This window comes from Streptomyces sp. AC602_WCS936 (assembly GCF_019049125.1).
Lineage (GTDB): Bacteria > Actinomycetota > Actinomycetes > Streptomycetales > Streptomycetaceae > Streptomyces.
This window is the reverse complement of record NZ_JAGMUF010000015.1, coordinates 49,096-60,572: the sequence shown is the minus strand read 5'-3', so window position 1 is coordinate 60,572 and position 11,477 is coordinate 49,096. Positions and strand designations below refer to the sequence as shown.

The window sequence follows — 11,477 nt, the reverse complement described above, 5'->3', positions numbered from 1 at the left end:
ATCCCCGGCGCACCACCGCACCACCGTGGTGCGCTCCACCGGAACCACCGCACCGCACCGCTCCACCGTGGTGCGCTCCACCGCGCCACGGCACCACACCGCCGGGAGCCGCGGTGCGGTCCCCCGGCATCGCCGCACCGCGCCGGGGCGCGCCACGGCCGGGCGGGCTCCTCTATCACACACCCCCTTGACCGCGACCTGATCGCGAGCAGAAACGGGCGAGGTCAAGGGAAAACGTCGCGGTAGCAGAGCCGGACAAGGGGGTGTAGCGGAGCCGGACAAGGGGGCGTGCGCGCCCGGCCGCACCTGATGGAGGGTCGGCCGGCGGTGGGCGCACCGATGCGGTCCGCTGCATTGGATGCGGCGCGCCGGCGCGCGAGAGTGCCGGGCATCGCCGGACGGCGCGGCGCACCGGGTGCGGTGGCGCACCGATGCGGTGCGCTCCACGGTGGAGTCCATCGTCATCCGGCGCACCGGAGTGGAGCCCACTCGGTGGAGCCCACTGAGTGGAGCCCACTCGATGTCGTGCATCGCCACTGGATGCAGAACATCGTGGGCTCCACTCGGTGGACGATGCCCGGCATCGTCACCACAGCCAGGCGTTGGAGTGCCGCACCCGGGACAGGGCGCGGGCATCACGGCGCGCGGCCGCGTTGCCGATCCGGCTCTGCCGGGAGCGGGGCCGGCGCGACTGCCCAGCGGCGAAACGGCGCTTCCCAGCGTCCCGGAGCCGCTCCCGCTGCTTGCGCAGCTCCTTCTTCTTGTCCGCCTTCGACTTGAACTTCCGGGGCCGCTTCCAGACCGGCTGCCACCCCAGGTCCTCATCGAACTCGGGCTCCTGGTCCTCGTCGAGCGCGGCGGCCATCTCCGGGCGGGCCGCGCGGGCGCGGGCGAGTGCGTCCTCGGGGTCGGGGAGTTCTTCCGGGGTGCTCATGCGACTCCTTCTGGATTCCGGCCCGGGGCGTGCTGAATGCCGGGCTGCTGAGTGCGCTGCGGCGGCGGGGTCGCCGCCGGGGCAGGCTGAGATCGAAGGCCGTGGGCGAGGGCGCGCGCCCGCTTGCTGTCCTGGATCGTGGCGGCCACTTTGGCGGCGGCGGCCTCCATGGTTTGGCGGGTCCGCTCCACCGTGTCGACGCCGGTCTCTGGCTCTAGGAGGCGGCCGGCCTTCGCGCCGGTGTGGAACGGCCGCGGGTGCGACCTCGAGGCGGCGGGCACGGCGACGGCGTGCGGCCGGGCGCGGGAGCCCAGGCGCTCCGCACGTCGCGCCGTGTTGACCCGGGCGGCCAGGGCGTCGGCGGCGAGGCGGGCTCGCTCGTACAGCGGGGCGGTCCGCTTGCGGGTCAGCGGGCGCAGCACGGCCTGGTCCTCGGTGTCGCGCGGGTAGAGGGCGCGCAGGTCGGCGGTCATCATCCGCCGACTGGCCGGACGGGTGTAGTCGTCGACGACCGTCTGCACGATCTGTTCGTCCAGGCCGGGCTCGTGGGGCCGGCCGCGCAAGACGTAGGAGAGGTGGCGGCGTGCTTCGGCGAGCAGGTGGTGGCGCTTGAACGCGCCGCGCATCACGTACACCACGGCGACGACGTCGACAGCCGCCAGCGCGATGTCGGCCACCGGCCGCACCCGCGCCCACACCGCCGCGGCCGCCGCCCGCGCCCGCTCGGCGAGCCGGTAGACGGTGCAGGCGCCGAACGCCCGGATAGCGGAGGTGCGCCATCGCGTCCGCAGCTCGGTCAGCGACAGCAGCTCGGTGCGCTTCGGCGGGCGCGTCTGGTCGGCGGCCTGGCAGGCCAATGCGTAGGCAGCCCGCTCCCCCGGCTCGTGCCCCTGCTTCTCTTCGTACCGGGCGGTGAGGACGGGCAGCGCGTCCTCGATCTGCTGGCGGCGGGTCGACTGCCAGCCGATCAGCCGCCGGTCGATCCCGGCGATGTCCATCACGGGCCGGCGGCCGGGCGTCACCTCGCGCGGCTCCCACGCCCACCCGAGCCGGGCGGACACCTCCTCCATGAAGTAGAGGGTGTAGAGGGTGTCGGCGGCGACTATGTGGGTCATCAGCGAGTCCGCCGACAGGTTGCCCCACTTCCCGTCGTGCGGCCGCCGGGCGCGGATCGACACGACCGCGTGCGCGTGGAGCAGGGGCCTCGATTCCGTGGCTCTGGACTCGTAGTGCCGGAACACCGCGACGATCAGCCCGTCCTTGACCCGGGCCCGCTGCTTGCCGCCGGCCTTCGAGCGGATCTCCGCGACCGACTCCTCCAGCCACGCCAGGGTCTTGTCCTGAGCGACGTCGTCGCACAGCTCAAGCACCCGGCGGTGCCAGTCGTCCATCAGGGCCCACGCGATGTGGGCCGTCGGCGGGGGCCGGAACACCAAGTCGAAGGCCAGCCAGGGGGTGCGCTCCTTGGCCTTGTCGGTCTTCGGTGAGCGGTTGTGCTCGATGGGCCTGCCCAGCACGGTCGCCCGCCGCGCCTGCTCCGGGGTCCTGCCCTGCGGCAGGAGCTCGCGCTCGATCCGGTCGGCGTCCGGGTGCCGGCCCTCCCCTAGGAGGAGTTCGGCCTGCCGCTCGGTCACCACGTCCCCAGCCGTCAGGCCGAGCGCGGCCAGGCCCCGGCCCTTCCAGACGCCGGGCGGGACACCGGCTTCGTCCTGGGCGGCGCGCAGCGGTGTGCCCGCCTGGCGGTGGCCGTCGCCGACCATCACGCCACGGAAGAGGTAGCGCCACCCGTTCCCCGGGCGGACTGGCGACATGCTGATCATCGCCACATGGAACCCCGGCGCTGACCTGCGCAAAAGCATGCTCCGGGATCGGTCCCGCCGGGCGGGAGGCCATCACCAGATCTTTACCGCCCAGCCCGCCAGGCGGGCCGCGACGCCAGCCCGAGACGGTAAGCCGCCGGTGTGTGCACAGTCCGCCGCATGAATACGAACCTCCTCCACGGAGACCTCTGCCCGCTGTGCGGCCGCCCCCTCACGCTGCGCCCGACCGTCGAAGTCCGCTCGAACGTGCCGTACCCCACCCGGACCGACTACCTGCCCCACTGCACCAGTTGCGCCAACGCCCCGGCCGACAAGCTGAAGTGGTTCGACCTGATGAACGCCCGCTACAGCGGCTGACCCGGGCCGTGCGAATACTGCGCCACGACCACACCAACAGCATCCACCACGAAATCCGCCCCGAGCCGACTCCAACGTCAACCAACGCGCACCAACGCACCACTTCCCCAGCCGCCCACCACCGCTGAGCGCACCGCGTCACCGACGCCCTTCAACACGAACAGCCACCACCGCCCCCGGCCGACTCCGGCCGGGGGCTTCGTGCGTCCTGGAGGTTCACCGTGCCCACCTACGAGACCCTGCCGCGCTTCGCCGCCGACCTGGACCGCCTCACCCCAGAGCAGCGCCGTCGATTCCGCCGCACCGTGGCGGCCTTCGTCGAGGACCTGCGCACCGGCAACTTCCGCGCCGGCCTCCGCGTCAAGCGCGTCCAGCGAGCACCGGGCGTCTACGAGCTGACCTGGTCCATGGGCACCGGTCCCGCAGGACGCGCGACGTGGGAGTACGGGCCCGCGTGCCGCCCCGGCACACCGCACATCATCTGGCGCCGCATCGGAGACCACGACATCCTGACCGGGCCGTAACCCGGGACGCACGGGCGAATTTGCCCGCGAGCGCTCAAGTCAGCTCGAGCAAGGGCGCTTCAACCCCTCAGAAGATCCGTCGGTTCACCCGGCGCGAGCCGCATGAGATGCCGCAGGATGCTGAGCGAGCAAGGGCTTGCCTAGTAATGTTCGGCCGCATGAGCATCCCCAACCCTCGGGGAGAGCGAGAGAAGCTAATTACAGCCCTCACTCCCCAGCTACGTAGGCATCTAAAGATCCGCGCCTTTGAGCACGGCATGGACATCCAGGACGCGACCGAGCACGCGATTAACGCCTGGTACTCAGCAGAAGGCCTGCCCGAGGTCAAAACCGATGGGGCGAAGACCTGGGGCACGTTCCTCCCGGTCGGAGAGCCGGACAAGTTCAAGGCGACCTGTTCGGAGCGCGGCGTCACCTACGTCCAAGGGCTGGCACAGGCTCTCTCTCTGTGGCTCGACAACCACCCCTCCCCCACAGCCCCGTTGGTGGCGCAGCCCGTGGTGCGGGTGATAGTGGCGAACCAGAAGGGCGGCGTCGGGAAGACATTCCTGTCCTCCGGCATCGCGCAAGCTCTCGCAGAGGCCGGCCATCGGGTTCTGCTCGTCGACTACGACCCACAGGGGCACCTGACGGCGGAGCTGGGCTTCGAGGACCTCATGTACGAGGACGACGTCGAAACCCTGATGATGCATATGGACGGCAGCGCCAAGGGCGACATCCATGACTTGCTGGTGGCTTTGGACGGCGAGCGGTTCGGGGAACGGCTTCACCTGCTGCCAGCGTCTGACGACGCGTTCCTGCGCGACGTGGCTCTGTCCAAGGTGAGCTTCAGCGAGGCCGCGCTGGAGCGGGCGCTGGAGCCGCTGGAGGCGGACTACGACGTCATCATCATCGACGGGCCGCCCAGCCTCGGGCTGAACATGGACACCGCCCTGTACTACGTCCGGCGTCGCGACGGTGAACTCGCCGACCGTTCCGGCGTCATCACGCCCGTCTGGGCAAACAAGGCGTCGCACCGAGCGTTCCGGCTCCTGAAGTCCCAGATGGACGATCTCTGTCGGAAGGGTCGCATCCAGGTCGACTACCTGGGCCTGATCATCAACGCCTACGACAGCCGCCGCGGCAAGCTTGTGAAGGAGAACAAGGATCAGTGGGAGAAAAGCAGCTCCCCGTCTGTCCTTGCCGTAATCGGTGATCTCAAGGAGGGGCGTGAGGCGGCAGACGGCGAGATCCCGCTGCTGGAGTACGCACCGGATAGTGAGCACGCGCAGGTGATGCGCGATCTGGCAAAGGAGCTGGCCGTATGACGCCTCCGACGCAGCGGGTCACCCGTGGCTTCAGCATCGACGAGGACGGTTCGGACTCGAAGCCTGCCCCCCGTCGGGTCCGGACTCGGCAGCAGATCATGAGCGGGGAAGGGAAGCGTCCGCCGGCGGCTGTGCCGCTGTCCGTGCTGGCGCACAATCCGCTCAACCCTCGCGATGAGCTGACCGAGATCGAAGAGACCGCGGCCTCGCTGAAGGAGAAAGGCCAGCTTCAGCCCGTGGCGGTCGTCCGGCGAGCGGCCTTCTTGACAGCCCACCCCAGCCGGGAAGAGGAGATTGGGGCGGCTGAGTACGTCGTCATCGACGGCAACAGGCGACTGGCGGCCGCGTCCGTCGCGGGTTTGGCAGAACTGCGGATCGACGTCAATGACGATCTCGCTGCCAGCGCGGAGGACATGCTTGAGAGCGCGCTGATCGCCAACGTTCACCGGGTCGACGTCCCCCCGCTGGACCAGGCGAAGGCCATCCAGGAGCTCCTCAGCAAGCACGGCAGCCAGGAGAAGGTAGCCAAGAGGCTCGGGAAGTCGGGGGCTTGGGTGTCGCAGCGCCTGGCGCTGCTCGGGCTGAGTGAGGACCTGCAGGAGAAGGTCGAGTCCGGCGAACTGACCGTCAAGGATGGACGCCGCATTGGTCGGCTCCCTGCCGACCAGCAGCAGACCGAGGCCGCCGCCGCCCTTAACCGGGTTAAGACGCCCCGGAAGCCGCGGTCCAAGGAAGCGAGTGTCCCGTCCGGGGACGCGGTGGCTTCTTCGATCCCATCGCAAGCGGCTGGCGCGAAGGAAGCGGAGGGGACGGGCACCGTAGGTCTTAACCCGGTTAAGGGGGAGCAGGCGAACAACAGCGGGCCGGACCTCCCGTGGAACGACCCGAAGTGGTTCAACGACCGGCTTCGCGCCCACATGTCGGCCGAGCACCGCGAGGAACTCGTGCTACTTCTCATGGCCGACAGCTGACCCTGGGGTCTTAACCTGGTTAAGGGTCCAAAACGCAGAGAAGGCCCGGCGCCTCCCGCAGATCGATCTGCGGGAGGCGCCGGGCCTTCGGTTGTCAGGCTGCCCAGGTCGCGGGTGCGCCCGTGTCGGGGTTGGGGATGCCGACGGCGGTCACCGCGGCGGCCGGGTGCCGCAGGGCGGTGACCGGGACGGCGCCGGGCTCAGTGCTGGGCGCCCAGACCATGCGCCAGGTGTCGTCCCACTCGCAGCCACAGGCGTGGTCCGGGTGGGGGTGCCGTAAGAACACGCCCCACGTCAGGACGGCGCGCGGGATGCGGGGGATGAGAACCGAAGGGTCGTCGCCCGGGTACAGGTGGAGGTTCCGCCAGCCGTGGACCCGCGCCATGTACGCGGCGCCGGCCTCGATGACGTCGGCCCACTTCTGGTGTCCGAGCACGAGGAACGCGACCGGATACAGGTGGTCGTCGGAGGGGTCGTCGAGTCCGGTGACGTGCATCTCGCCGTGGGCGAGGAAGCCGTTCTCCACCGCGTCCTCGCCCGGAGTCCAGAGCTGTTCGGCGGGGTGCATGGTGCCGTCGTCGCCCTCGCTGGTCTCGATCTCGTACAGGGCCGGGGCGGTCATGCGCTCACCCCCGCGACGGCGGCGTCCAGGAGCGCGACGGCGTCGGCCTCGTACGGGTCAGCGAACAGCGGGTGGTCGCTGACGTCGAACGGCCCGACCCGTACGGAGACGCGATGGCCGGGCACGAGGGTGGTCCCCCGTCCCTCCAGCGCGGCGGTGAGCCGGTCGTAGTCCTGCTGGGCGTGCCGGGTCTGGGTGTACGAGCCGAGGCGCAGCAGGGTGTAGCCGTCGAGGCTGTCGTCGCGCCGGCGGGCCTCGATGTAGAGGGCGTAGTGCGCGGGCTTCATGCCAACGTCGTCGGGCAGGGGCAGGCCTGCGGCGGCGTGGGTGAGCATCGCGTAGCCGGGCTGCCAGAAGCCGAGGATCGCGGTCGTCTTGCAGCACAGCCAGCCGCGGTCGGTGTAGCCGAGCTGGCGGCCGTGGAGGTAGGCGCCGGCGTGCGGGGTGCGGGGGTGGACCAGGGCGACGGCGATCAGGTCGGGGCCGTGGTCGTCGCCGGGCCGGGTGTGCGCCCGCTCTACGAACGGCCCGACCCGTACGGCGATGTCCTGGGCACCGCCGGGCGTCCAGGGGTGCGGGTTGCGCAGGGCGGTGAGCATCGCGTGGAACTGGTCGACGACGGCCTGGTCCTCGGGGGAGAGGGCGCCGGGGACGGGGCCACAACGGCGGAAGCGACGGATCATCGGGCAGCCTCCCGCTCGAGGTTGGCGGTGCTGGGGCCGGCGGGCGTCTTGAGGACGCGCGGCAGATGGACGTGCAAGTGCTCGACTACGACCTCGCGGCCGCGGTCCCGGAGTTCTCGGGCCAGGAGTTCGGTAAGACCGCTGGCCCGGTGCCTGCCGCCCGCACAGCCGATGGCGATGCGGCTGGGGCCGGCGGGCAGGTCGGCGTAGTCGGCGAGGTTGGCGAGCAGCTCCCGGGCACCTGGGGTGTGCAGGACGACGTCCTGGACGCGGGGGTTGAGGCCGTCGAGGTCGAGGATGTCGCGGGCGGCGGCCGGATCGCGGAGCCGGTCACGGACGTCTTCGATCCGGTCGGCGGCGGGCGGGACGGGGGAGCCGTCCGGGCCGGTGGGCAGGTGCAGGTAGCCGAACGAGGTCAGACGGATCGGGCGCAAGGAAGAGTCTCCTGCTCGGTGGTAAGGGGGCAGAAACACGGAGCGCCGCGCCCGGCCGGGTAGGACGGGCGCGGCGCTCCGGGGGTGCTACTGGGTCCTGGTGTCGGCGACCACGAGGAACTGGTCGCTGCCGAGGTCCATCACGACGCGGGCGTCGGTTCCCTGCGCGCGCCGGGCGGCGGCGTATTCGTCTGCGGGCCAGGAGCCGCGGGGGCCGCCGGCGGGGAAGCGCTCCAGGACGGTGCGCGTGGACTGGTCGGGCATCAGGGTGCCTCCTGGTCGGTGAAGGAGAGCTGGAGTGCGGGGCGTGCTGTGCGGGGCGCGGACGGCCGGGGCGGTGTCGGCGGCTCGGTGCGCTCGAGGTCGGCGTCGGCGAGGAAGCCGAGCTGTCCGGCGGCGGCCGCGCGGGCAGCGAGGGTGATCGAGCGGGTGATCCGGTGGTGCCCGTGGTCGATGCGCAGGTGGCACAGCTGGCAGGCGGCGAGCAGGTTCTCGTCTCGCACGTCTTCGGGGGTGTGGTTGAGGTGGGCGGTGGTGAGGCCGACCACGGAGCCGGTGTCGGGGTGGATCCGCTCGTGGACGGCCGGGCAGCGGCCGCCCGGGTGCGTCAGGCCACAGTGGCCCGTGCACTCGCAGCGGCCGCCGGCCCGCTCGAACCGGATGCGCGCGCTGATCTCGTTCCAGTCGCGCGGGTACCGGTGCAGGTTCTCGGGACGGATGGGCACGGCGGCTCCGCTACTCGCCGCCGGCGGCCTGGCGGTGCTCGAAGGCTTCGAGCAGTTCGCCCAGGTCGTTCGGCTCGGGTGCGGTGCCGACCCATGTGCCGCCCTCGGTGAACACCTTCACGTCGGTGGTGTCGGCGTCGAACCAGCAGACGTACGGCCCGTACCGCTCGATGACCGCCGTGGCGACGGTGGCCGGGTCGGTCATCAGCGGCGCGGTCTCCAGCACGGTGAGCGCGGTGACGACCAGCCATATCGGCTCGTCCGGCGTGCGGGGGAGCCGGAGGTGGCCGGTGACGCGGAGCTTGTCGCCGGGGACCAGGTCGTGGATGACCGCGTGCGCCAGCTCCGCGTCGGCGACGCTGCACGGCAGGATCATCTCGTCCGTGCGCTCGTCCGTCGGGGAGACGGTAAGGCGGAACCGGGCCGTGCTGCCGTGCAGATCGCCGGGCACGGTCTCTTCGTCCAGGAAGCCGTCCAGGGCTATGGCGTCGTCGGCCATGGGTCAGCCGGCCTTCCGGACCGGCGCCTGATGGGCGGCGTCGTACGCCTCCAGGACCGCCTTGCGGACCATGCCCGCGTCGGCGACCTGGTGGCCGTTGGCGCGCGCCCACGTCCTGATGGCGGCGAGCTCCTCCCGGGTGCGGCCGCTGCCCAGGCCCGAGCGGATCGGGGTGGGCGCGGTGGCGGCCGACGTGGTGGTGCGGGTGCCGGCCTTCGCGGCGCGCAGTTCCTCCTGCGCCTTCTCCAGTTCGGCGCGGGCCTTGGCGACCTTCGCTTCAGCCTCGCGCTGCGCGGCCTCGCTGTCGCGGCGGTCGGTCAGCTCGGAGAGGTCGGCGGTGATGCGGGCGGCGCGGCTGCGGACTGAGGCGGCCGGGTGCGCGGCCGCCCAGTCGAGCAGTTCCTGGATCTCGTTGGAGACGGCGAGCGGGACGACCGGGACGTCGATGGCCGGAGCGTCGGCGGCCGGACGGGGCAGTCCGAGGACCTGGTTGGCGATGAGGTCGCTGAGCTCGGTCTCGCTCAGGCCGGTGGCCTCGCGGATCGCCTGCTCGGAGTCGCCGTTGTTGTGCATGGAGATCGCCATGGCCTCGTGCGCGGAGAGGGCCGGGGCGGCGGGGGTGTTCGTCATGGTGGGTGCGTCTCCGGTTTCCGGGATGAGGGGGAGCAGGGCGGTGAGGGTGTCGGTGTCGGTGGGCAGCCCGAGGACGTCCAGGAGCAGCGCCATGTCGTCCTTGTCGCGGGAGCTGCGGGCGGTGACCCGGGCCGCGGCGGCGAGCTGCTGCGCCGGGTTCGGGTCCAGGGGCAGCGCTTCGGCCTCGAGGGCTTCGGTCCAGTCGGTGAACACGGCTAGGCCGCCTTGCCGCTGGCGACCAGCTCCAGCACGCGCCGGTTGGACGCGGCCTGTGCAGGGGTGATCGGTTCCTTCCAGCGGTTGTACGGCGCGGGCCGGGTGGGGATGGACTCCAGCTCCAGGCGGGCGAGGGCCAGTTCACGGACGGACGGCGGCGCGACGCGCGACGCGCGCTGCCGCTCACGGCGGCGGCGGTCCTGTTCGGCGACCACGCCGACCCAGTCCTCACCGAGCCGCGCCACGAGCTTCTTACGCAGCTGCTTGCGGTCGCGGGCGGTGGTCGCCGCCCACACCCCGGCCTTCGTCAGGTCGGCGTTGGCGAGCGCCCACTTCAGGCAGCCGTTGACGATCGGGCAGCCGGAGCAGGCGTGCTTGGCCTTGCCGAGCGCCTTCTCCCGAGCGCGGGGGTCTTCGTCGGTGTTGTGGATGTCCTCGATGACGAACAGGCCGGGCTCCGTGCGGCAGCGCAGCGCCTGGTCGGTGTGAGGGAAGGGGATCCGGTCGTCGGCAGGGACGATGTCCGGCAGTTTGGCAACGCCGGTGCGATTGCCGCTCATGAGGTGCCCTCCGGAGCGAGGTGGGGGAGTTGAAGGAGAACCTGGTCCACGAGGTCCTGCGTCGGGCGCCACGGCCCGAGCTGGCCGTTCAGCCACGGGATGGGGAGCGCGAGCTCCTGGACGTCGGAGAGGACCAGGTGGAACGCGTCGGCCTGCGCCCACTTCGAGCACGGGGCGGTGCCGGCGGCGTCCTGGTGGCAGTCGGTGAGGCGGGCGACGCCGATGACGGCCCGGGTGTGCAGGGCGCGGCCGCGGATCGCGGTGGCGACCAGCGGGTCGCGCAGCGGGGCCCGCTCGGTGGCCTGCCCGGCGTGCAGCAGCAGCCAGCCGCGCCAGGACCAGGGGGCCGGCCTGTTCTCCACGTCCTTCCCGGCGAGGATGCAGGTCGTCCAGGGCTGGCGGATCGTGATGCCCCGGATCCAGGTGCCTGGGTCGACGGTGGTGGTCTCGCTCATGCCGCCCGTCCCAAAGTGCTGGTGCCCGGCCGTCCGGCGCGGCGGCCGTTGATGGAGGGCACCGTGATGTGCTGCGGTCCGGCGAGGACCGCGCGGCCGGTGTGCTTGCCCGCGTACATCGCGGCGTCGGCGGCCCGCTGGAGCACGGACAGGTCCGTCGTGCCGAGGACGTCGGGGGAAGCGGCGCCGACCGACGCGGCGACGTCGACCAGGGCGCCGCCGTCGACCTCCACGGGCTGCGCGAGCAGGGTGACCAGCTGGGCGAGCCGGAGTTCGCGGCGGGCCGGTGCGATCCGGGCCGTGACGGCGAACTCGTCCCCTCCGAGCCGGCCGACCACGCCGCGGCTTCCCGCCCAGGCGGTGAGGCGCTGCGCGGTGGCGGCCAGGACGCGGTCGCCGGCGGCGTGCCCGCCGCGCCCGTCGTTGATCTCCTTGAAGCGGTCCAGGTCCACGAAGACCACCAGGGAGCTGTCGCCGTACCGGTCGGTGATCTGGCGGGCCCGGGTGGTGTAGCCGTCGCGTCCGAGCAGTCCGGTGAGCGGGTCACGGCGGTCGGAGAGCTCGCGGCGGGCGACGGTGAGCTTGCGGTGGAGGCTGACGGCGTGGACGGTCCAGCCGGTCAGCGGCACGGCGAGCGTGGTGATGAACAGGGCGCGTTGCCCGATCGGGGCCTGTACGCGCACGGTGGAGGCCATACTGGTCTCTCCCTCTCGTCATGTACGGGATGGGTGGCCCGG

The 11,477-nt window shown here is 71.8% G+C and carries 16 protein-coding genes; 4 read left to right on the top strand and 12 right to left on the bottom strand.

The window, feature by feature from the left end; all coding sequences use genetic code 11:
- Nucleotides 1–586: 586 nt before the first annotated feature.
- Complete coding sequence (locus KUM03_RS07030; protein ID WP_217246141.1) at nt 587–934, bottom strand: hypothetical protein; 348 nt, start codon at nt 932–934, stop codon at nt 587–589.
- Nucleotides 931–2,754, bottom strand: a complete 1,824-nt coding sequence (gene mobF, locus KUM03_RS07025) for a MobF family relaxase (protein ID WP_254398954.1) — start codon at nt 2,752–2,754, stop codon at nt 931–933. Before mobF ends, KUM03_RS07030 begins: the two co-directional genes overlap by 4 nt.
- A gap of 159 nt (nt 2,755–2,913) precedes the next feature.
- Between mobF and KUM03_RS07020 the strand changes: the two genes are divergently transcribed.
- The 4 genes from KUM03_RS07020 (at nt 2,914) to KUM03_RS07005 (ending at nt 5,913) form a co-directional block, all read left to right on the top strand.
- Nucleotides 2,914–3,111: a hypothetical protein gene (locus KUM03_RS07020; protein WP_217246140.1), complete on the top strand. Its 198-nt coding sequence runs from the start codon at nt 2,914–2,916 to the stop codon at nt 3,109–3,111.
- 221 nt (nt 3,112–3,332) lie between these two features.
- Nucleotides 3,333–3,635 carry a hypothetical protein gene (locus tag KUM03_RS07015; RefSeq protein WP_217246139.1) on the top strand — a complete coding sequence of 101 codons (303 nt, stop codon included), beginning with the start codon at nt 3,333–3,335 and terminating at the stop codon, nt 3,633–3,635.
- A gap of 158 nt (nt 3,636–3,793) precedes the next feature.
- Nucleotides 3,794–4,942, top strand: coding sequence for a ParA family protein (locus tag KUM03_RS07010; protein WP_191889160.1), 1,149 nt, complete (start codon nt 3,794–3,796; stop codon nt 4,940–4,942).
- Nucleotides 4,939–5,913: a ParB/RepB/Spo0J family partition protein gene (locus KUM03_RS07005; protein ID WP_217246138.1), complete on the top strand. Its 975-nt coding sequence runs from the start codon at nt 4,939–4,941 to the stop codon at nt 5,911–5,913. The genes KUM03_RS07010 and KUM03_RS07005 overlap by 4 nt, the downstream gene beginning before the upstream one ends.
- Nucleotides 5,914–6,007: 94 nt before the next feature.
- On the opposite strand, the gene KUM03_RS07000 is transcribed toward KUM03_RS07005, so the two are convergent.
- From KUM03_RS07000 to KUM03_RS06955, 10 genes are all read right to left on the bottom strand, one after another.
- Nucleotides 6,008–6,535 (bottom strand): hypothetical protein, encoded by a 528-nt coding sequence (locus tag KUM03_RS07000; RefSeq protein ID WP_217246137.1) that lies wholly within the window; start codon nt 6,533–6,535, stop codon nt 6,008–6,010.
- Nucleotides 6,532–7,218 (bottom strand): hypothetical protein, encoded by a 687-nt coding sequence (locus KUM03_RS06995; RefSeq protein WP_217246136.1) that lies wholly within the window; start codon nt 7,216–7,218, stop codon nt 6,532–6,534. The genes KUM03_RS07000 and KUM03_RS06995 overlap by 4 nt, the downstream gene beginning before the upstream one ends.
- Nucleotides 7,215–7,652, bottom strand: a complete 438-nt coding sequence (locus KUM03_RS06990) for an RNase adapter RapZ (protein ID WP_217246135.1) — start codon at nt 7,650–7,652, stop codon at nt 7,215–7,217. Before KUM03_RS06990 ends, KUM03_RS06995 begins: the two co-directional genes overlap by 4 nt.
- Before the next feature lie 87 nt (nt 7,653–7,739).
- The gene (locus tag KUM03_RS06985; protein WP_217246134.1) at nt 7,740–7,916 is read right to left on the bottom strand and encodes a hypothetical protein; all 177 of its coding nucleotides are present in this window, start codon (nt 7,914–7,916) and stop codon (nt 7,740–7,742) included.
- Nucleotides 7,916–8,377, bottom strand: a complete 462-nt coding sequence (locus tag KUM03_RS06980) for a hypothetical protein (RefSeq protein WP_217246133.1) — start codon at nt 8,375–8,377, stop codon at nt 7,916–7,918. The genes KUM03_RS06985 and KUM03_RS06980 overlap by 1 nt, the downstream gene beginning before the upstream one ends.
- Nucleotides 8,378–8,387: 10 nt before the next feature.
- A complete protein-coding gene (locus KUM03_RS06975) occupies nt 8,388–8,876 on the bottom strand; it encodes a hypothetical protein (protein WP_217246132.1) in 489 nt (162 codons plus the stop codon).
- Between the two features lie 3 nt (nt 8,877–8,879).
- Nucleotides 8,880–9,722, bottom strand: coding sequence for a histone-like nucleoid-structuring protein Lsr2 (locus KUM03_RS06970; protein ID WP_217246131.1), 843 nt, complete (start codon nt 9,720–9,722; stop codon nt 8,880–8,882).
- A gap of 2 nt (nt 9,723–9,724) precedes the next feature.
- Nucleotides 9,725–10,285 carry a WhiB family transcriptional regulator gene (locus tag KUM03_RS06965; protein ID WP_217246130.1) on the bottom strand — a complete coding sequence of 187 codons (561 nt, stop codon included), beginning with the start codon at nt 10,283–10,285 and terminating at the stop codon, nt 9,725–9,727.
- Nucleotides 10,282–10,740, bottom strand: a complete 459-nt coding sequence (locus tag KUM03_RS06960) for a hypothetical protein (RefSeq protein WP_217246129.1) — start codon at nt 10,738–10,740, stop codon at nt 10,282–10,284. The genes KUM03_RS06965 and KUM03_RS06960 overlap by 4 nt, the downstream gene beginning before the upstream one ends.
- Nucleotides 10,737–11,435 carry a GGDEF domain-containing protein gene (locus KUM03_RS06955; RefSeq protein ID WP_217246128.1) on the bottom strand — a complete coding sequence of 233 codons (699 nt, stop codon included), beginning with the start codon at nt 11,433–11,435 and terminating at the stop codon, nt 10,737–10,739. Before KUM03_RS06955 ends, KUM03_RS06960 begins: the two co-directional genes overlap by 4 nt.
- Nucleotides 11,436–11,477: the final 42 nt, after the last annotated feature.

Bases quoted from the DNA above. Each gene is read 5' to 3' on its own strand.
- KUM03_RS07000 (WP_217246137.1), bottom strand. From the start codon at position 6,535: ATGACCGCCCCGGCCCTGTACGAGATCGAGACCAGCGAGGGCGACGAC.
- KUM03_RS06965 (WP_217246130.1), bottom strand. From the start codon at position 10,285: ATGAGCGGCAATCGCACCGGCGTTGCCAAACTGCCGGACATCGTCCCT.
- KUM03_RS07020 (WP_217246140.1), top strand. From the start codon at position 2,914: ATGAATACGAACCTCCTCCACGGAGACCTCTGCCCGCTGTGCGGCCGC.
- mobF (WP_254398954.1), bottom strand. From the start codon at position 2,754: ATGATCAGCATGTCGCCAGTCCGCCCGGGGAACGGGTGGCGCTACCTC.
- KUM03_RS07005 (WP_217246138.1), top strand. From the start codon at position 4,939: ATGACGCCTCCGACGCAGCGGGTCACCCGTGGCTTCAGCATCGACGAG.
- KUM03_RS07030 (WP_217246141.1), bottom strand. From the start codon at position 934: ATGAGCACCCCGGAAGAACTCCCCGACCCCGAGGACGCACTCGCCCGC.
- KUM03_RS06975 (WP_217246132.1), bottom strand. From the start codon at position 8,876: ATGGCCGACGACGCCATAGCCCTGGACGGCTTCCTGGACGAAGAGACC.
- KUM03_RS06955 (WP_217246128.1), bottom strand. From the start codon at position 11,435: ATGGCCTCCACCGTGCGCGTACAGGCCCCGATCGGGCAACGCGCCCTG.
- KUM03_RS06960 (WP_217246129.1), bottom strand. From the start codon at position 10,740: ATGAGCGAGACCACCACCGTCGACCCAGGCACCTGGATCCGGGGCATC.
- KUM03_RS06995 (WP_217246136.1), bottom strand. From the start codon at position 7,218: ATGATCCGTCGCTTCCGCCGTTGTGGCCCCGTCCCCGGCGCCCTCTCC.
- KUM03_RS06985 (WP_217246134.1), bottom strand. From the start codon at position 7,916: ATGCCCGACCAGTCCACGCGCACCGTCCTGGAGCGCTTCCCCGCCGGC.
- KUM03_RS07010 (WP_191889160.1), top strand. From the start codon at position 3,794: ATGAGCATCCCCAACCCTCGGGGAGAGCGAGAGAAGCTAATTACAGCC.